This is a genomic window from Halomonas citrativorans, assembly GCF_014898005.1.
GTDB lineage: Bacteria > Pseudomonadota > Gammaproteobacteria > Pseudomonadales > Halomonadaceae > Vreelandella > Vreelandella citrativorans.
In genome coordinates this window covers 60,710-80,042 of the sequence record NZ_JABUYX010000004.1, presented here as the reverse complement: position 1 = coordinate 80,042, position 19,333 = coordinate 60,710, and the positions used below count along the sequence as shown (strand labels likewise).

Sequence of the window (19,333 nt, the reverse complement as noted above, 5' to 3'; positions counted from 1 at the left end):
AATTATTTATTCTAAACTTTGGTATTAATGGAATATTCATTTCAATAAACTAAACTGCATTTCAGCTCGCCACTGGGAATGATTGCCCAGTGGCCTACGATTAAACGCTGAGGAACGTTCATGCAGCAGCCACCACAAAGTTATCGTGAGCTGGAAGTGTTACTCACTGCCGAGTACGACTCGCTGAGCAAACGACTCCAGCAAACAGCACGCTTCATGCTTGATCATCCTCAAGAGGTAGCGCTAGCCACCGTGGCTAAAATTGCCGAACAGGCGGATGTCACACCCTCTACGCTGATTCGCTTGGCCAACAGTTTGGGCTTTAAGGGCTTTTCCGAAATGCAGCAGCTGTTTCGTAGCCGTTTAGTGAATGAGCTACCCAATTACACCGAACGTATTCGTGCAGTGCGTAGCGCGACGGGAGAAACGCCGAATAGCACACAGTTGCTATGGGAATTTGCGGATGCCAATCGCGACGTACTGGAGCAGCTACCGAGCCGTATTGACCCTGCAAGCCTCGAAGAAGCACTGGATATCTTTGAAAAAGCGCATGCGATTCACGTTATGGGTGCCAGGCGTAGCTTTGTGGTTGCAAGCTATATGACCTATGCCTTGGCCCATGTGGATAAACCCGCCTTACTGGTGGGCGGCCTGGGAGGCATGTACCGGGAACAGCTGCGCGCCATGAGCCAGCACGACGCCCTGCTGACAATTAGCTTTTCGCCCTATGCTGAGGAGGCCCAGCAAGCGTGTGAATATGCCAAGCAGCGTAACTTGCCCATTATCGTGATTACCGACTCAAGCTTAAGCCCACTCGCCCGTTTGGCAGATGTTGTCTTTGTAGTTCAGGAGGCAGAAGTGAAGAGTTTTCGCGGCTTGACCGCCTCACTATGTTTGACCCAGGCCTTGGCGATTTCTTTAGGAGTACGCCAAGACAAGGCGCGCGAAAAGAGCGCTACGGCAGCACCGACATAGGCATAAAAGACATAAACATAGAAAAAGACACGTAATACCCAACAATCCAACACACCTGAATGCCAAGAACAAAACAGGAGGGATTATGAAACTCGCTCTCATCGGCGCTGGGCGCATCGGCAAGGTGCATGCCCAAGCCATCGATTTACACCCTGACATTACCCTCGCCGCGGTGGCTGATTTCCACTCGCCCGCTGCCGAAGCGCTGGCCATGCAGTACGGTAGCCGCGCCGTTGATGTCGATACAATTTTTGCAGACGCTACCATTGATGCCGTTTTGATTGCCTCAAGCACCCCAACGCACGCGGAGTACCTGGAGCGGGCGGCACGCTCAGGTAAAGCGATTCTCTGCGAAAAGCCCATCGCGCTTGACTTGGCGCGCACTCGGGACGCGCTACAAGTGCTTAGCGAACATCCCGTCACCTGCGCGCTCGGCTTTAACCGCCGTCACGACCCTCAATTTGCAGCGCTTAAAGAAGCGATTGCTCAGGGGCGTATTGGCGCGTTGGAAACCTTGACGATCATCAGCCGTGACCCTTCACCACCACCTGCTGAGTACGTGGGTGACTCGGGCGGGCTGTTTCGCGACATGATGATTCATGATCTGGATATGGCGCGCTGGCTCCTTGGTGAGCCAATCGAAAGCGTCTTTGCGGTGGGTAGCTGCTTGATCGACCCAGCCATTGGCGAAGCAGGCGATGTCGATACTGCCATGGTAACGCTCACCACTGCGAGCGGAAAGCTCTGCCAAATCAGCAACTCTCGACGCGCCTGCTATGGTTATGATCAGCGTATTGAAGCCTTCGGAAGCGAAGGCATGCTGCAGGCGCAAAACGAGAGCGATACACGGCTGCGCTTTACAGGCACTTCTGGCCAAGTGGAAGAAAAGCCTAAGTGGTTTTTCCTGGAGCGCTATGCGCTAGCCTACCGGTTAGAGATTAATGATTTTGTGGATGCCTGGAAAAAGCACCGTGCACCGTTAGCAGGCGCTCAGGACGGATTGGAAGCCCTGCGTTTAGCTGATGCGGCGGAACATTCACGGCGAGAGGGGCGCAAAATACTGCTGGAGGCAGCGGTTTAAACATCCGCTCAATTTTTTCTTGCTCACCAATTACCTACTCAAAACGGTTAGCAGCACTCAAAACGCTAGCTTTTAGAAGGAGCGATATATGGCTTCACTACTGGTACGCCCCACCGCCCCTGATGAGCAGGGCACTATCATCGACGTAACTCCGGCCTCAGCGGGCTGGGAACACGTTGGCTTTCGGGTCCACACGCTTGCCAAGGGGGCACGAATTGAAGCCAGCACAGGTGACCAGGAAGTCTGCCTGGTACTGCTAACCGGGCGTGCCAATGTCGTCAGCGGCGAGCACCACTTTGAAGATATCGGCGAGCGGATGGATGTCTTTGAACAGATTCCACCCTACGCCGTTTATTTGCCCAATGGCGCAAGCTACCAGGTAGAAGCCACCACCGACCTGGAGCTTGCGGTATGTGCAGCTCCCGGGCAGGGCAACCATGCACCGCGCTTGATCGCTCCGGATAGCATCAAAAAAAGCACCCGTGGACAAGGCAGTAACGTTCGTCATGTGCACGATATTTTGCCGGAAAACGAACCCGCCGATAGCTTACTGGTGGTGGAGGTGTTTACGCCTGAGGGTAACTGGTCGAGCTATCCGCCACATAAACACGATGTGGATAACTTGCCTCACGAGTCATTATTGGAAGAGACTTACTATCACCGCATCAATCCTTCCCAGGGCTTTGCCTTTCAGCGTGTGTATACCGACGACCGCTCGCTTGATGAAACCATGGCCGTGGAAAACGGCTGCTGTGTGCTGGTACCCAAAGGCTATCATCCAGTGGGCGCGCCTCATGGCTACTCGCTCTACTATTTGAACGTGATGGCAGGGCCTAAACGCGCCTGGCAATTTCACAATGACCCCGACCATGAGTGGTTGATTAACCGCTAAATCGGCCTGCTCTGTGCCTGGCAACGCTCACCAGATGCTATCCTTCCATGCCCCGCCTGCGCGGGGTTTTCGCGTTAAGCGTTTCAACTTCGGGCTTTTTAGGAATTGCCATGCTGCCGGACTACTCCATTATCGCTTGGCTATTGATCGGATTTTCGGTGTATCTGACGGGCGTCTCAAAAGGCGGCTTTGCTGGTGGTTTTGGCACGCTTTCGGTGCCGCTGATGGCACTGGTGATTAGCCCCACGCAGGCCGCAGGCCTATTGCTGCCGTTGCTGCTGGTAATGGACGTATTGGCAGTGAAAGCATGGTGGGGCAAGCATGACATGGCCGAAGTATGGCGATTTTTGCCAGGGCTCTTCGTCGGTGTTGCGGTTGGCACACTGCTCTTTGGCAGCCTGAGCGAACAGGGCGTCCGCCTGGTGTTGGGAGGGATCTCAGTGGTGTTTGCTGCGTATATGCTGTTAAAGCCATTGGCCGCCAAGCCTATCTCAACGCATTGGGCGCTGCCTGCCGCCAGCGTGTGTGGCTTCACAAGCTTTGTTGCCCATGCAGGCGCCCCACCACTCAATCTTTACCTACTGCCACGAAAACTGCCTAAAGAGACCTTTATCGCCACCTGCGTTGTCACCTTTACAGCGGTTAACGTGATTAAACTGGGCCCGTACCTGTGGCTTGGTGAAATCAATATGACCAGTGCTTGGGCATCGCTACTCCTGGTGCCGGTCGCTTGGGTAGGCGTGCGCAGCGGCCTTTGGCTACAAAGCCGAGTTAATGAGCAGTGGTTTTATCGCCTGGTTATACTGGCCATGTTCCTGGTGGGTGTTAATCTGATTTGGCAGGCGTTGGCGCCTTAAAAGATAAACGTCTCCCCATACAATTATCTGCGTAGGGTATCTTTACAACTGATAACCTGGTAGCGGCCAGGTTCGCCAATCAAGCCTCTGCCACCCTTCAAGGCTCGCGACCTCAGCCAGCACGGGGTCGGGATTAACCACCACGGGGCAATCGACATATTGCAGAAGCGGTAAATCGTTGCGGGAGTCTGAGTAGAACATAGTGTGGCTGGGGGTAATCTGGTGCTCCGTTAGCCACTGCTGTAAGCGCAGCACTTTACCGCCGCGGTAAGAGAAAATGCCCTCACTCTCACCGGTATAACGCGCTTCTTCTGCCTCTTTATCAATACTTAGATCCACCGCCAGCACGTGGGCAATTCCCAGCATGTTGGCAATGGGCGCGACCAAGTGGCGTGACGAGGCAGAAATCAACACTAACGTATCGCCCGCCTGACGATGAGCCGCCAGGCAGGCCAAGGCTTGAGCGAATATACGCGGCTGGATATGCGTCGCAACAAAACGCTCTACTTCTTTTTCGACGTCAGTAACGAGCCTGTTCTTAAGTGGCGCCAGCGTCATCGTCAGGTACTCTTCCAGCTTTAATTGACCCGCATGATAAGCCTGCTGCATCTTCTCAGCCCGGGCGAGAAAGGTCTCGGCGTTGCTGATCCAACCCTGCTCGAACATCCATAAATTCCAGCGGTCGCTACAATCTCCATCCAAGAGAGTATCATCAAGGTCAAACAAGGCCAGCCGCATAAAGCACTCCTATCGTCGCGGATTGACGGCGCGTAGGATATGCCACGAATCATGGCAAAAAGATGACAACCGCAAGCCATTCGTTGTTACTCACCCGCTGTACAAGCGCTGTTCATTGCATCAGCATGGAAGACGTCGACGCCTACGGGGTATATGATTAACGAAAGTACTGACAGCCGCTGCCCGCTACGCTGACAACACACAAGGAGATTATCCCATGACGGGCCCTTTAGTATCAGTCGATACGCTCTACATAACACTGACTGATGAACTGCCAGCGTTTTTGAGCCAATCACTTTTACAGTGCAAGAGCCTACCAACGCTACCGTCTGTAGCGCTTAAAGTGCTTGATATAGCCCGTTCATCAAGTTCAACCTTGAGCGATTACGCCAAAGCGATTGAGCACGATCCAGCGTTAACACTGCGCCTCATTGCGCTCGCGAATAGCGCCTATTACACGCGCTCAGCGCCACCTGTTCAAACCTGTATTGAAGCCATGCAGCGCCTTGGTATAAACGCAACGCTGCCCGTTATATTAGGGTTTAGTTTGTTTCAAGAAGCGCCTAATCGTCATCAGGCTTGGCAACGCACCATCACTGCGGCCCTGGTAGCCCGCTATTTGGCTGAGCAGCTATGCCCTGACGAAAGTGGCAGCATATTTACACAGGCGCTACTACAGGATATTGGCATATTAGCGTTACAGGCAGCCTACCCTGAAGAAGCCGACAAACTCTATACCGATACTTCCTTATCGCATGCTGAGATAACGCAAGCAGAGCAACGCTGCTTTGGCTGCGACCATACACTGGTTGGCGCTTGGCTAGCCTCTAAATGGGGAATGTCCAATCACGCGGCAATGGCCATACGCCAAAGCCATGAAAGCTTTTTAGTCAGTGATAAAGCACTTCTCTGCCTTCGTTTGTCAGGACCCATTGCCGATGCCTGGCTATCCAACAACCCAGCATCTCAACTGGCGGCCTTGTTATATCAACTCAAGACCGTTAGCTATGCCGATACGCTGCAGCTCGACGAAGTGCTTTATAATGTTCAGCATCAGACCAGCCTGATTGCCAACGTGATGAACATGAATACGCCCATAGAGGTCGATAGCACGGCCCTGTTGGCAGAAGCTCATCAACTGCTCTTTCAGCACACGCTGACGCTTGGCTCTCAACTAGAAGCCCAAAAACAAGCGTTAATCTCATTGCGCTACCCCAATGACAACACCAGTCCCAAAGAGCGTGTCCAACGGGATGCTTCTCTTGATGCCAAGCGATCAGGGCTAGTACGCAAGCATAAAAAATAGCTCATGGTGGTTGGCTGCTAAGCGTATTAATAACAACAGGAGTGGTTATGCCCGTCCCTACGCTTAACTGCGATATGGGTGAAAGCTTCGGTAATTGGATACTTGGGCTGGATGCTGAGGTCATGCCTTTTGTTGACTGCGCCAATATCGCCTGTGGCTACCACGCCTCCGATCCTCACGTTATGCGTCGTACCGTGGCACTGGCTGTTCAGCATGGGGTACAGATCGGCGCTCACCCAGGCTATCCGGATTTAATCGGCTTTGGGCGGCGCTCCCTGGCCTGCTCGGCGGCTGAAGTCGAAGATATGATTCTTTATCAGGCGGGCGCGCTTGCCGGTATTTGCCGCGCCGAGGGTAGCGAACTTGGCTATATCAAGCCGCACGGCGCCATGTATAACGATATGGCTGCCAACCTTGAGCTGCTGGAAGGCGCGATGCGTGCCGTGCGAGCATTCGATGCAAGCCTTCCGCTGATGGTAATGGCCACCGCCAATACCGAGCCGCATCGCGAACTGGCTGCTAAAATGGGCATCACGCTCTGGTTTGAGGCCTTTGCCGACCGCGCCTATGAGCCCAACGGCCACTTGGCATCGCGTCGCTTGGCGGGAGCTGTTCACCACGACCAATCGACCATCGTGGCCCAGGCCATAGCGCTTGCTAAGGGCGACGCCCTGACCGCCCGCGACGGCTCATCGCTGCGGCTTCCCTGCGACACGCTCTGTGTTCATGGTGATAACGCCGAGTCGATTGCTGCCGTACGTGCGATCCGTGAAGCTTTCAAGGTGTTGGAGTCCGCGTGAAACTGCGTCTTGAAACCGCTGCCATGGATGCCCTCACGGTACGTCTTTTTGATGAGATTGATGAGCGCAATATGGGCTGGATCATGGCTGCGGACACTGCCCTGCGCCACGCCTTTAACGATGCACTGATCGATCTTATTCCTTCTTATACGACCCTGCTCGTTCACTACGACTGCCAACGCATGACCTTCGTTGAGGCAACGTCACGAATCCGCGAAGCTCTCAAGGGCCTTCAGCCTGCCGATACACAGCAGGGCCAGCTGCATGAGATCCCGGTGTGGTACGACGCAAGCGTGGGGCCTGAACTACCGGCAGTGGCCCAAGGCGCCGGGTTAAGTATTGAGCAGTTGATTGCGCGCCATTGCGGCCACGACTACTGCGTTTTTGCGCTTGGTTTTGCGCCGGGTTATGGCTTTATGGGGCTGGTAGATGAAGACCTGGCTACGCCTCGCCTGAAAACCCCACGACGCCGGGTGACAGCCGGGAGCGTAGGCATCGCCGAGCGCCAAACGGCGATTTACCCGCTGCTTTCGCCTGGCGGCTGGAATATTCTCGGCCGCACGGCGGTGCCGCTTTTTGAGTACGCAAAACGTGGCGAACCACTGTTGCGACCCGGCGATAAGGTACGCTTCAAGGCCATCTCTCAAGCCGAATTTGAAGCTGCCGGAGGTGATACAACCCCGCTGGAGGAGCGTGCATGAGCCAGGCCAGCATCACCGTAAATCAGGCAGGCCCCCTTGCGCTTATTCAGGATGCCGGGCGCTTCGGTGTCGGCCACCTGGGCGTTACCCAAAGCGGCGCCGCCGACTGGATCTCGTTTCGCTGGGCCAACTGGCTGCTGGGCAATCCGCTTGAGAGCGCCGCGCTAGAGATTGTGATGGGTGGCAACCTGACATTGGAAACCGACGCAAGCGTGTGCCTGGCGTTGGCCGGTGCCGACCTTGACGCGCGTATTGATGATATGCCGCTGGCGGTTAACGCGTCCTTCACTCTACGCCCTGGGCAAGCACTCACGTTTCGCCAGCCACGCGCCGGGCTGCGTGCCTACCTCGCCTTTCCCGGTGGGCTTGAGGCACCAGTGGTATTGGGTAGCCGCGCCTGCACGGCCCGTGAGCAGCTTGGTGGGCTTTATGAGGATGGCAACCCCTTACAGCTCAACGACCGCCTGTACTGGCAGGGCGCGTCAGTGATGCCACGCCAACTTCCAGCAAGCGCTCAGTTGCCGATTCCCAACGAGCGATGTTGGCTGCCAATGGTATTAGGTGCCCAGGCGGCCTTCTTTGCGGGCCGCAGCCTCTATCAATTATTTAATCAACCATGGCACGTTGATCAGCGCGCTGACCGGATGGGCATTCGACTTACAGGGCAAGCGCTTGAAAGTAAAGTAAGCGGCGTGATCTCAGAAGGCATCCCACTGGGCGCTGTACAGGTACCGCCCGATGGCCAGCCGATCATTTTGATGAATGATCGCCAGACCATTGGTGGCTACCCACGCATGGGCGCGATTACCCCCAGCGCCTGTGCTCTGCTCTCCCAGTGCCTGCCCGGCACCGAGGTGTGGCTACAGCCGGTGAGCGCTACTCAGGCTCAGGTGAGCCATCGCCAGCAGTTGGCAGAGTGGCGTTAATCACCGGGCTTATACCTGGCAGATACTTTTACGCCGAGGATGCGTCAACCTTCACACGCTTATTGCGCTCCAGCACTTCTGTTATTGCCGCCAAAAAAGCATCTCTTGAAGCGGCATGAGGGGTGGTGATGAAGCTTACGCCCACAAAAAGCGCTGCCGCGACCACGATGCCCCAAATACCGGCCGGCAAACCCAGCAGCGAATTACCGGTGGCGTACATTAACAGCACAAAAACGCTGGTCCCCACGATACTTGCCAATGCCCCCGCTGCGGTGCCTTGCTTCCAGTAAAAAGCGCCGATAATCGCGGGCACCATAGCGACCAACCCTGACGAAGCTGCCACGGAGAGTACAGCAATTAAATCCAGCTGCAGCTCAGCAAATCCAAGCGCCAGCAGAGCAATAACCGGCACAACGATCTTGCCCACCAGCAGTTGGCGCTTTTCATTTACGCCGGGTTTGGCGTTGGCGTAAACATCCCGAGAAAACATGGCGGCCAGGGTTAACATGATGGAATCAATCGTTGAGACCGCTGCCGCCATAATGCCCACCATCACGATCACTCCCAACACGGGGGGGACAAAGTCAGAAGCCAGCAGTGTGGGTGTAGCGAGATCAGCCCGCGCAAGATCGGGAAACGCTGCCAGTGCCGAGAATCCCCACAGCACGGACACCAGCGTATAGATAAAGCCAAACACCAAAAAGCCAATCAGCATTTGGCGCATGGCGCGCAACGATGCCGGCATAAACAGACGCTGGCTGACCTGCGGGTTGGAAAGGCTAAAAAAGAACCAGGGAATACTCAGCCCCAAAAAGGTCACCAGGCTAAAAAGCCCCGTGCCCGGAACGGTGAGGGCCGCAGGATGCTCCGCCTCAAGCGTGCCAAACAGGCCGCCGAAACCGCCCAGCCCCTGGATCACCAGCAATGCGACCAGCGTTGAGGCAACAATCATCATCAGCGCCTGTAACGAGTCAGTCCACATCACCGAACGAATACCGGCAATATAGGAAAAGAAAACGGCGATTAACGTCGCCATGACCACCCCGGTGGTAAACGTGATGGCGCCATCCGTCATGCCTTCCAGCAGATAGCCCACGCCGGCCAGCTGCACAGCAGAGTAAGGGATCAGAAAGATACAGCTGGTGATAGCAACGGCCATGGCGACAGGCTTACTGTGATAACGATACCCCAACATTTCGCTGGGAGTAACAAAGCCAAATTTTTTGCCGACAGCCCAAAAACGCGGACCGAAAACAGCCACCAAAGAAACACCCGCAAAATAGATAATTTCAAAGCCTAGTGCACCGACACCACCGGCGTAGGTTAGCCCCGCCAGCCCCACCATCATAAAGGCACTATACGTGGTTGCGCTGTAGCTTAGCGCCGAGACAAACCCATTCATCTGCCGGTTACCCAGAAAATAGCCCGACATACTGTTCGCAGCCCCCTGCCGCGAGAGAACCGCAATCCCGACCGCTACCAGTAGATAAAGGGCAATAGCCCCCCAGATCATCGCCTCAGTCACGATCGTGTTCCTTAAAATCCTGGGTAATAAAGATGTTGAGGGCAATCACCACGAGCCCAGCACACGCCCAGAAAAGAAAGCTGCCATACCAGGCCGCGGTATTTGTCAGAAGGGTGTAGGGCACTACGCAGCTGAGCAGTACCACTAGCCAAACGGCCACTATCCACTTGCCTCGTTTCACGGTTCACCTTGGGTTGTCAGAGCTGGGAGAAGGCGTATGCAGCGCCACTATGGTTTATAAACCACACCAACGCACTGCCCGGGTTTGTCAGAGTAGCGATTTGCCTGCATCTTGTGTACGTCTCCTGAAGACTAATTGCATAACTAATGCTTTCTCAGGCAATAAAAAAAAGCCCGCATCTTTCGATGCGGGCAAGAGGGGGTACACCAATAACAGTGACTGCTCACGCGCCCCTTATGGGCGCGTGGCATTACGCTAAATCAAACCGATCAGCGTTCATTACTTTTGTCCAAGCGGCAATAAAGTCGCTGGCAAACTTCTCGACGTGGTCATCCTGGGCGTAGATTTCGGCATAGGCACGCAGAATCGAGTTGGAGCCGAACACCAGATCAACACGGCTGGCTGTCCACTTCACCTGACCCGTTTGACGATCACGAATCTCATAATGATCGCCCGCCGGATGCCAGGTATTGGCCATATCCACCAGGTTCACGAAGAAGTCGTTGGTCAATGCGCCTTCGCGCTCGGTGAACACGCCATGTTGGGTGCCTGCGTGGTTGGTGCCTAATACGCGCATACCACCTATCAGTACGGTCATTTCCGCAGCCGTTAGGCCGAGCAGCTGAGTGCGGTCCAGCAGCATCTCTTCGGGGCTGACCACGTAGGCGTCTTTCTGCCAGTTGCGGAAGCCGTCGGCCAGAGGCTCAAGCGCCTCAAACGACTCGGCATCGGTCATTTCATCCGTTGCATCACCACGGCCGGGGGCAAAGGGCACCGTGGCACGTAAGCCAGCGGCTTTTATTGCCTGTTCGATACCTACGTTACCCGCCAGCACGATGGTATCGGCAAGGCTTGCGCCGCTTTCCAGGGCGATAGGTTCAAGCACTGCCAGCACACGGGCCAAGCGCTCGGGCTCATTACCTTCCCATTGATTCTGGGGCGCCAGGCGGATACGTGCGCCGTTGGCGCCACCGCGCATGTCAGAGCCACGATAAGTGCGTGCGCTGTCCCAGGCGGTGTTAACCATGTCGCTGATACTCAAACCGCTAGCGGCGATACGCGCTTTCAGGGCGTCAACGTCGTAATCGGCCGGCCCAGCGGGCACCGGGTCTTGCCAGATCAGGTCTTCTTGAGGCACATCTGGGCCTGCGTAGCGCACTTTCGGACCCATGTCACGGTGGGTCAGCTTGAACCAGGCGCGGGCGAAGACATCATCAAAGTACGCCGGGTCCGCCATGAAGCGCTGGCAGATCTCGTTGTAAATTGGGTCGACCTTCATGGCCATATCGGCATCAGTCATTATCGGCATGCAGCGGATGGAAGGATCTTCCACGTCTACCGGCATGTCCTCTTCCTTAATGTCGACAGGCTCCCACTGCCAAGCCCCGGCGGGGGATTTCGTCAACTCCCATTCGTGACCAAACAGCATCTCGAAGTAGCCCATGTCCCACTGCGTCGGGTTCTTGGTCCAGGCGCCCTCAATACCGCTTACCAGGGTGTCACGGCCAATCCCACGACCCTTGGTTTTCATCCAGCCAAGGCCCTGAAGCTCGGGGCCAGCCGCTTCGGGCTCCGGGCTTAGATCGCTGGGCGTGCCGTTACCATGGCACTTGCCGATAGTGTGGCCACCCGCCGTCAGGGCCACCGTCTCTTCATCATTCATCGCCATGCGTTTGAAGGTTTCACGCACCTGGGCGGCCGTCTTGAACGGGTCAGGCTGACCGTTCACGCCTTCCGGGTTCACGTAGATCAGGCCCATCTGCACGGCGGCCAGCGGGTTATGCATGGTGTCGGGCTTTGCCACGTCGCCATAGCGGCCGTCGGACGGTGCCAGCCACTCTTTTTCAGCGCCCCAGTAGGTGTCCTTTTCCGGGTGCCAGATATCCTCGCGACCAAACGCGAAGCCGAAGGTTTTCAAACCCGCGACTTCATAGGCCATGGTGCCGGAGAGAATCATCAAATCGGCCCAGGAAATCTTGTTGCCGTACTTCTTCTTGATCGGCCACAGCAGGCGGCGGCCTTTATCGGTATTGGCATTATCCGGCCAGGAGTTCAGTGGTGCAAAACGCTGATTGCCGGTACCGCCGCCGCCACGGCCGTCCGCCAGGCGATAAGAACCTGCTGCATGCCAGGCCACCCGGGCAAACATGCCTACGTAGCTGCCCCAGTCCGCTGGCCACCACTCCTGGCTCTGGGTAATCAGTTCGCGAAGGTCCGCTTTCAGTGCCTCTACATCCAACGTTTCCAGCGCTTCGCGATAGTTAAACTCTTCACCCAGCGGGTTCGTTTTTGTATCGTGCTGGTGCAGGATGTCCAGGTTCAGGGCGTTAGGCCACCAGTCGGTGTTGGACTTGCTGGCGGCTGTGTTACCGCCGTGCATTACCGGGCATTTACCACTCATGCGTTCATCTCCCCTTATTGCTCTTACCCCTGGCGTAGCCAGAGGAACACCCAATGACGTCTCTCGGCATAACGCTTCCAAAACGCGCGAGCGGGTGACTCATTGACATGAGACTGTTTTAAAGCACATTAGCTATAGCTACAACTTGCATTTAGCAAACAACGTGATAGTAATTTTTAATCCATAAGCAACAAGGCCCTTTCCCGGTAACCATGACAGTGAGCGAGACGTGCCGATTAAACGCGAACAGGGCGCCCTTGGGCGCCCTGTTCATTGGGTTGCACTGCGTTGCGGAGCGTTAATCGACCAGCGGTAGCAATGCGGTCAGGCTATCGCGAGCATCGCCGTAGAACATCCGGCTGTTCTCCTTGAAGAACAACGGGTTTTCGATGCCCGAGTAGCCGGTGCCCTGGCCACGCTTGGAGATAAACACCTGCTTGGCCTCCCAGACCTTCAAGACCGGCATACCGGCAATGGGGCTGTTCGGATCTTCTTCAGCGGCCGGATTGACGATATCGTTGGAGCCAATCACGATCACCACATCGGTGCTGGCGAAATCGTCATTGATTTCATCCATCTCCAATACAATGTCGTAAGGCACCTTGGCCTCGGCCAGCAACACATTCATGTGCCCCGGCAAACGGCCCGCCACCGGGTGAATGCCAAAGCGTACGTTCTTACCTGCCGCGCGCAGCTTGCGCACCAGGTCGCTGACCGCACCTTGAGCTTGCGCGACAGCCATACCGTAACCCGGCACGATCACTACGCTATCGGCATCGTTTAGGGCACTGGCCACGCCGCCAGCATCAATCGCCACCTGTTCGCCTTCGATCTCTGCCGCGGGCCCAGTACTCCCGCCAAAGCCGCCCAGAATCACGTTAACGAAGTTGCGGTTCATCGCTTTACACATGATGTAAGAGAGAATCGCCCCAGAGGAGCCCACCAGCGCGCCGGTCACGATCAACAGATCATTAGAGAGCGTAAAGCCGATAGCCGCCGCCGCCCAGCCGGAGTAGCTGTTGAGCATCGACACCACCACCGGCATGTCCGCACCGCCAATCCCCATGATCAGGTGATAACCGATGAAGAAAGCCAGTGCGGCCAGCAAAATCAGCGTCCAGAAGCCTGCACCGTTGAGATAGAGAATCGCCAACAGCAGTGAAAGCACTGCCGCCCCAGCATTCAGCAGATGCCCGCCAGGCAGTTGACGCGGTTTGCCATCCACCTTGCCCGCCAGCTTGCCAAAGGCGATCACGGAGCCTGTAAAGGTGATCGCACCGATAAAGATGCCCAGCACGACCTCAATCTGCAAAAACGTTAGCTCATCGGGGGCCTTGGTAGCCACCAGCGCGGCAAACGCCGAAAACTCTTGCATGACACCATCAGCCGCACGAGCAGCCAGCACTCGGCGGCGCTCCAGGTCCGCACTCCATGCCACAAACACGGCCGCCAAACCCACAAAGCTGTGCAGGGCGGCCACCAGCTGGGGCATTTCGGTCATTTCGACCTTACCCGCCATATAGGTACCGATGCCTGCGCCGATAATCATCATCGGGATCAACCACCAGTAGCCACCTATGCCCGGCCCAAAGGCGGTGAAAAATACCGCAACGGCCATCCCTACAATGCCGTACCACACAGCACGCTTGGCTTTTTCCTGATTACTAAGCCCACCCAGCGATAAAATAAACAGTACGCTTGCCGCAATCGCCGCGGCAGATACGAATCCTTGACCTAACATATCGTCTCTCCGCCGCTCAGGATTTTTGGAACATGGCCAGCATCCGGCGTGTCACCAGAAAGCCACCCACAATATTGATCGTTGCGATGAGTACCGAAATAGCCGCCAGCACGCTAACCACCGCGCTGCCTGAGCCAATCTGCAAAATCGCCCCCAAAATAATGATGCCGGAGATCGCATTGGTCACCGCCATCAGCGGCGTATGCAGCGAGTGGCTAACTTTCCATATCACCTGGAAGCCGATAAAGCACGCCAACACGAAGACAATAAAGTGCTGCATAAAAGACGCAGGCGCGACCTGGCCGAGCAACAGCATCAGCGCACCACCGATCGCCAATATGCCGACCTGGCGTTTGGTCTGGGCCTTAAACGCCGCCGCTTCTGTGGCTTTTTTCTCTTCAGGCGTCGGCTCTTTTTCTTTCTTCTTCGGTTTGGCCGCAGCAATCGCTTTTACTTTGGGCGGGGGCGGCGGAAAGGTCACTTCATTCTGGTAAGTCACCGTCGCGCCACGAATCACGTCATCATCCATATTGTGATTGATCACGCCATCTTTCTCAGGCGTTAAATCGGTCAGCATATGGCGAATATTAGTGGCATACAGCAAGGACGACTGGGTCGCCATGCGTGAAGGGAAGTCGGTATAGCCGACCACAATCACGCCGTTATCGGAGACGATACGCTCATCGGGCTGGGTTAAATCGCAGTTGCCGCCTTTTTCAGCCGCAAGATCGACAATCACCGAACCGGGCTTCATGGCCGCGACCATATCTTCAAGCCACAGCTTGGGCGCCGGGCGCCCGGGGATCAGCGCAGTGGTAATAACGATGTCCACATCAGGCGCCTGTTCGCGGAAACAAGCCAGCTGCTTTTCGCGAAACTCGGGGCTTGAAGGCGAGGCATAACCGCCGCTTGCCGAGCCATCCTGACTATCTTCGCTGTCTGCAAAATCCAGGAACAGGAACTCAGCGCCCATCGACTCGATCTGCTCGGAGACTTCCGGACGCACATCAAAGGCACGCACCACAGCACCCAGGCTGGTGGCGGTACCAATGGCCGCAAGCCCGGCAACGCCTGCGCCAATTACCAGCACCTTAGCCGGAGGCACTTTGCCCGCAGCAGTTACCTGGCCGGTAAAGAAGCGGCCAAAGTTATTGCCTGCCTCTATTACCGCGCGGTAACCGGCGATATTGGCCATCGACGAGAGTGCATCCATCTTCTGGGCCCGCGAGATACGCGGCACCATATCCATCGCAATCACGGTGGCGCCTTGGGCACGGCACTTCTCAAGCAGCGCTTCGTTTTGAGCGGGCCAGAAAAACGCAATCAGCGTTTGTCCTTCTCGTAGTCGTGCCGCTTCTTCATCAGAAGGCTCGCGGACTTTAATGACCACCTCAGCGCCCTGCCAAAGAGCGTCAGCACTATCCACTACGGTAACGCCCGCATCACGATAAGCGTTGTCATTAAAGCCCGCCGCAAGACCAGCGCCTGTTTCAATCAGACACTCATGGCCCAGCTTTTGGATCTGCTTTGCGCTTTCAGGGGTAAGCGCCACACGTGCTTCTCCCCGACTCGTTTCCTTAGGTGCGCCTATTCTCACACGGGTACTCCCTACGGTTTGAAAGCCGACAATAAGCTGTCATGGTTTGTTTTGATGCCAAGTACAGCCCGCTTGACGGCAGTTGGTTTCGACCACCACATCTTTATAAAACGTTACAGGCTCTCATGTTGCGTTTTAATAAAGCCATTCAACCTTTGATGCATGACATGAGCTTTTCCAAACATCGTCACCGGCAGGAGCAGTATGCGCAAAAATCAAGCGGCATAATTACCTCAATGCGACCTGATCGTAAGCTGTACAAGACGGGCAACCAGTGGCCGTACTACCAAAATGCACACAAAGGCGCTGGGCATGGCTACCCGATAGGCGTGCCATACCTGGCTAAAATAGTGATCACTCACTCCCGCATTAACGGCGGTAATAATCAGGGTCATTAAGAACGCCATAATCGTCGACATGTATAATGCAAATATGACCGGCGTAAAACGTGGGTGCAGCTTGCGCGCTGCCAGCAGGCGCTGTTCTGGGTAGCGGCGGGTTGTCATGGGTGAATTACCTTATCTATCAAACGTGTTTGCGCACTCTACAGTGACTTGAACCAATTCAGAAGCAGGTTCACGATAAGCACAGCCATAAGTTAATATTACGAATGGCGCTAAAGATTAAGGTATGGCTTATGGTTGCGTTACGCGGTATCGAGAGTTTTGTGAAAGCAGTTGAAGCCGGCAGCATTGCGGGCGGCGCGCGCCGTTTGGGTATTAGCGCGGCAGCCGCCAGCCAAAACATCAGCCGCCTGGAAACCCACTTGGGGGTGCGCTTGCTCACCCGCACTACGCGCCGTTTAGCGCCGACGGAAAGCGGTGCTACCTATTACGCAAAAGTGCGTGAACTGGTACAGGAATTGGAGCTTGCCGGTCAGGCCGTCAGCGCGCTGCATGACGCACCCAGAGGGCGTTTGCACATCGCTTCAACCGGTGCCTTTGCCCGGCACCTATTGGCCCCCATGATCCCAGCCTTTAATCGCCGTTATCCCGACATCACGGTCGAGCTCAGCATTGCCGACCGCCACGTGGACCATATCGCCGAATCGGTTGACGCCAGCATTCGCATTCGTCATGCGCTGGAAGAGGGGTTGGTGGCGCGTCCTATTGCGCGGGTGCCATCCATCTTCTGCGCAGCACCTCGCTATCTTGAGCAGGCCGGATACCCGCACACTCTGGAGCAGCTTAAGGAGCATGACTGCCTGGTATTTCGGTTTCCTTTGGATGGGCGCTATCTCGGCTGGGGTGCGGTACGCAACGGCATACGTTTCGATGTGCCGGTGAAGGCACGTATGATCAGCGACGACATTGATGCACTGGCCCAGATGGCCATTGAAGGTGGCGGCATCACACGGTTAGCGGCGTTTATTGCAGAACCGTTAATTGCGCAGGGCAAGCTCGTCGCACTGTTTACGCCGCCGTTTGCGGCTGATGAGCCCCTGGAGGTTGACCCACTAGAGTTTTATCTTTGTGTCCGGCATCGGCGTGAATTAACGCCCAAGGTCCTGGCGTTTCAGCAGTTTCTCACCGAGACTCTCCCTGCCCACTGGCGGGCCTAGGCCGACATAACGCGTTGCAGCATCCCTTCTGCTTCCGTTTCGCTCACCCCCAGCATTAACAAAATCTGGCGCTGGGTCGCCAATAACACATGCTGACGCTCTTCCTCACCGGGTAGGCTTTTGGCAATGGCCACGGCCCCCACCAGCGCTGCCAGAATAACCCGCGACTTACCGGCAATCACTTCGCGGTCGTGGGCAAAGGGGAGTTTTTTTAGCTTGCTCAAGGCAAGCAAGCGCATTTCAAGCATCTTTTTCATCCGCAGGTAAGACGCCTCAAACATGGTACGAATCTCGGCTTTCTCGCTGCCTATTTCATTAAACAGCACCGCTTCCGGCCCTGGCTGTTGCTTACGCTCAAGCTCCTGGAGATTCCAGTAGTTAGAGACCAGCTCCGTTAGGTGCTGCAAGGAGAGCGGCCCTTTTACCAAGCGTGCCGCCCGGCTGCCATCCAGCGCTTTACGCACAGAGGCATCATACAACGCCTCTTTGGAGGCGAAGTGGGAATAAAAAGCCCCGTGGGTCATTCTGGCCAGCTTCATGACCTGACCGATGGAGACTTTATTAAAGCCGTATCGGCTGAACAGTTCAGTGGCTGACGCCAGGATACGCTCTCTGGTTTTGGCCTTATGGCTTTTGGGATAAGGCATGTTGACCTCGTTATGTACTGCTAAATCGTTCGGCTAAATTGTTTGGCTAAATAATCCTGCTAAATATTATCTTGATCATATAATGCGTACTGCTAGCGTAGCCGTATTTAAAGCACTGAGGAGCCGCTATGCACTCACCTATTGTTATCACCGGCATGGGCATGGTCAGCCCGCTGGGATATAACGTCAAGACAAGTTGGGACACTCTGCTGCAAGGCCGTTCAGGGATTCGCCAGATTACCCGCTTTGATACCGCTCAAACGCCTATCAAAATTGCCGGTGCGGTTGCCCACTCAACTGATGACCCGCAGGCGGGGCTTTGTCTGGATGATATCGCGGATGCCAAAGAGCGCCGCAAGTTGGACCTGTTCAGCCTTTACGCCATGGCAGCGGCAAAAGAGGCGCTTGAGCAGGCTGGCTGGCAGCCAACGGACGAAGCACAACGCCGCGCCACGGCGACCATTATCGGTTCCGGCATTGGCGGGTTCCCCACGATTACCGAGGCCCAGCAAACGCTACAGCAGAAAGGTTACCGTCGGGTGTCGCCGTTTACCGTACCCGCGTTTCTGGCCAATATGGCGGCGGGCAATCTGTCGATTCGCTACGGTTTTCAGGGCCCGCTGGGCTGTCCGGTGACGGCGTGTGCGGCGGGCCTGCAAGCGATTGGCGACGGCATGCGTCTAATCCGTAGCGGTGAAGCCGACGTGGCGTTAGTGGGCGGCGCCGAGGCGTGTATTGACCCACTATCATTAGCGAGCTTCAACGCGCTCAAAGCGCTTTCCACCGAGCATGAGCAGCCTGAAAGTGCGTCGCGTCCCTTCGACAGCACCCGCAACGGTTTTGTGATGGGCGAAGGTGCGGGCCTGCTGGTGATTGAAACACTTGAACATGCACAAGCGCGCGGCGCCACGCCGCTGGCCGTCATTAGCGGCTACGGCACCAGTGCCGATGCCTACCATATTACTGCCGGGCCAGAGGACGGTAACGGCGCCGCCGCGGCGATTCATTCGGCGCTGAAAATGGCGGGGCTTAACGCGGATGAGATTGGCTATATCAATGCTCACGCCACCTCCACGCCCGTGGGCGACCGGGCAGAAATTGCCGCCTTACGGCGTGTGTTTGGTAGCAAACTGCCACACATTCCGATCTCTTCCACCAAATCGGCAACGGGCCATTTGCTGGGGGCGGCGGGCGGTGTTGAGAGTATATTTTCAGCGCTTTCTGCCACGACGGGCCAGCTGCCGCCCACACTTAACCTGACGCACTGCGATGAAGATATGCGGGACCTGGACTTCATCCCGTTAACAACGCGCACCCAGCCCTCCCCGCATGTGCTGTGCAACGGGTTTGGTTTTGGCGGCGTCAACGCGGCGCTGATTATCAGTCAGATGTAGCGCCTGGCCG

At 55.9% G+C, this 19,333-nt stretch carries 18 protein-coding genes; 10 read left to right on the top strand and 8 right to left on the bottom strand.

The window, feature by feature from the left end; translation table 11 throughout:
• Window positions 1-120 precede the first annotated feature (120 nt).
• The 4 genes from INT20_RS06780 to INT20_RS06765 all read left to right on the top strand — a co-directional run bounded on the left by INT20_RS06780 (window position 121) and on the right by INT20_RS06765 (window position 3,805).
• Window positions 121-975: a MurR/RpiR family transcriptional regulator gene (locus INT20_RS06780; RefSeq protein ID WP_193056642.1), complete on the top strand. Its 855-nt coding sequence runs from the start codon at window positions 121-123 to the stop codon at window positions 973-975.
• An 85-nt stretch (window positions 976-1,060) separates the two neighbouring features.
• The gene (gene iolG, locus INT20_RS06775; RefSeq protein ID WP_193056641.1) at window positions 1,061-2,056 is read left to right on the top strand and encodes an inositol 2-dehydrogenase; all 996 of its coding nucleotides are present in this window, start codon (window positions 1,061-1,063) and stop codon (window positions 2,054-2,056) included.
• A gap of 88 nt (window positions 2,057-2,144) precedes the next feature.
• Window positions 2,145-2,948 carry a 5-deoxy-glucuronate isomerase gene (gene iolB, locus INT20_RS06770; protein ID WP_193056640.1) on the top strand — a complete coding sequence of 268 codons (804 nt, stop codon included), beginning with the start codon at window positions 2,145-2,147 and terminating at the stop codon, window positions 2,946-2,948.
• A 110-nt stretch (window positions 2,949-3,058) separates the two neighbouring features.
• Window positions 3,059-3,805: a sulfite exporter TauE/SafE family protein gene (locus INT20_RS06765; protein ID WP_193056639.1), complete on the top strand. Its 747-nt coding sequence runs from the start codon at window positions 3,059-3,061 to the stop codon at window positions 3,803-3,805.
• 42 nt (window positions 3,806-3,847) lie between these two features.
• Here the strand turns inward: INT20_RS06765 and INT20_RS06760 are convergent, their stop codons facing one another.
• Window positions 3,848-4,543 carry an HAD family hydrolase gene (locus INT20_RS06760; protein ID WP_193056638.1) on the bottom strand — a complete coding sequence of 232 codons (696 nt, stop codon included), beginning with the start codon at window positions 4,541-4,543 and terminating at the stop codon, window positions 3,848-3,850.
• Between the two features lie 217 nt (window positions 4,544-4,760).
• Here INT20_RS06760 and INT20_RS06755 point away from each other — a divergent pair, with 217 nt between their 5' ends.
• Genes INT20_RS06755 through INT20_RS06740 form a run of 4 tightly spaced genes read left to right on the top strand, consistent with a single transcriptional unit; the run spans window position 4,761 to window position 8,276 of the window.
• On the top strand, window positions 4,761-5,849 hold the full coding sequence (locus tag INT20_RS06755; protein WP_193056637.1) for an HDOD domain-containing protein: 1,089 nt from the start codon (window positions 4,761-4,763) through the stop codon (window positions 5,847-5,849).
• A gap of 47 nt (window positions 5,850-5,896) precedes the next feature.
• The gene (locus tag INT20_RS06750; protein WP_193056636.1) at window positions 5,897-6,649 is read left to right on the top strand and encodes a 5-oxoprolinase subunit PxpA; all 753 of its coding nucleotides are present in this window, start codon (window positions 5,897-5,899) and stop codon (window positions 6,647-6,649) included.
• The gene (pxpB, locus tag INT20_RS06745; protein ID WP_193056635.1) at window positions 6,646-7,350 is read left to right on the top strand and encodes a 5-oxoprolinase subunit PxpB; all 705 of its coding nucleotides are present in this window, start codon (window positions 6,646-6,648) and stop codon (window positions 7,348-7,350) included. The genes INT20_RS06750 and pxpB overlap by 4 nt, the downstream gene beginning before the upstream one ends.
• On the top strand, window positions 7,347-8,276 hold the full coding sequence (locus INT20_RS06740; protein WP_193056634.1) for a 5-oxoprolinase subunit C family protein: 930 nt from the start codon (window positions 7,347-7,349) through the stop codon (window positions 8,274-8,276). Before pxpB ends, INT20_RS06740 begins: the two co-directional genes overlap by 4 nt.
• A 28-nt stretch (window positions 8,277-8,304) precedes the next feature.
• On the opposite strand, the gene INT20_RS06735 is transcribed toward INT20_RS06740, so the two are convergent.
• The 6 genes from INT20_RS06735 to INT20_RS06710 all read right to left on the bottom strand — a co-directional run bounded on the left by INT20_RS06735 (window position 8,305) and on the right by INT20_RS06710 (window position 16,227).
• Window positions 8,305-9,801: a sodium:solute symporter family protein gene (locus INT20_RS06735; RefSeq protein WP_193056633.1), complete on the bottom strand. Its 1,497-nt coding sequence runs from the start codon at window positions 9,799-9,801 to the stop codon at window positions 8,305-8,307.
• Window positions 9,794-9,982 (bottom strand): hypothetical protein, encoded by a 189-nt coding sequence (locus tag INT20_RS06730; RefSeq protein WP_192528407.1) that lies wholly within the window; start codon window positions 9,980-9,982, stop codon window positions 9,794-9,796. The genes INT20_RS06735 and INT20_RS06730 overlap by 8 nt, the downstream gene beginning before the upstream one ends.
• A gap of 250 nt (window positions 9,983-10,232) precedes the next feature.
• Complete coding sequence (gene katG / locus INT20_RS06725) at window positions 10,233-12,383, bottom strand: catalase/peroxidase HPI (RefSeq protein WP_193056632.1); 2,151 nt, start codon at window positions 12,381-12,383, stop codon at window positions 10,233-10,235.
• A 298-nt stretch (window positions 12,384-12,681) separates the two neighbouring features.
• Window positions 12,682-14,124: an NAD(P)(+) transhydrogenase (Re/Si-specific) subunit beta gene (locus INT20_RS06720; RefSeq protein WP_193056631.1), complete on the bottom strand. Its 1,443-nt coding sequence runs from the start codon at window positions 14,122-14,124 to the stop codon at window positions 12,682-12,684.
• A 16-nt stretch (window positions 14,125-14,140) separates the two neighbouring features.
• Window positions 14,141-15,721, bottom strand: coding sequence for a Re/Si-specific NAD(P)(+) transhydrogenase subunit alpha (locus INT20_RS06715; protein ID WP_193056630.1), 1,581 nt, complete (start codon window positions 15,719-15,721; stop codon window positions 14,141-14,143).
• Between the two features lie 233 nt (window positions 15,722-15,954).
• Window positions 15,955-16,227, bottom strand: a complete 273-nt coding sequence (locus INT20_RS06710) for a DUF2798 domain-containing protein (protein WP_172117817.1) — start codon at window positions 16,225-16,227, stop codon at window positions 15,955-15,957.
• Window positions 16,228-16,358: 131 nt separating this feature from the next.
• On the opposite strand from INT20_RS06710, the gene INT20_RS06705 reads away from it, so the two are divergent.
• Window positions 16,359-17,282 carry a LysR family transcriptional regulator gene (locus tag INT20_RS06705; RefSeq protein WP_192528411.1) on the top strand — a complete coding sequence of 308 codons (924 nt, stop codon included), beginning with the start codon at window positions 16,359-16,361 and terminating at the stop codon, window positions 17,280-17,282.
• Here INT20_RS06705 and INT20_RS06700 read toward each other — a convergent pair.
• Complete coding sequence (locus INT20_RS06700; protein ID WP_192528412.1) at window positions 17,279-17,929, bottom strand: TetR/AcrR family transcriptional regulator; 651 nt, start codon at window positions 17,927-17,929, stop codon at window positions 17,279-17,281. The genes INT20_RS06705 and INT20_RS06700 overlap by 4 nt on opposite strands.
• A gap of 128 nt (window positions 17,930-18,057) precedes the next feature.
• Here INT20_RS06700 and fabF point away from each other — a divergent pair, with 128 nt between their 5' ends.
• Window positions 18,058-19,323: a beta-ketoacyl-ACP synthase II gene (gene fabF / locus INT20_RS06695; protein ID WP_192528413.1), complete on the top strand. Its 1,266-nt coding sequence runs from the start codon at window positions 18,058-18,060 to the stop codon at window positions 19,321-19,323.
• Window positions 19,324-19,333 lie beyond the last annotated feature (10 nt).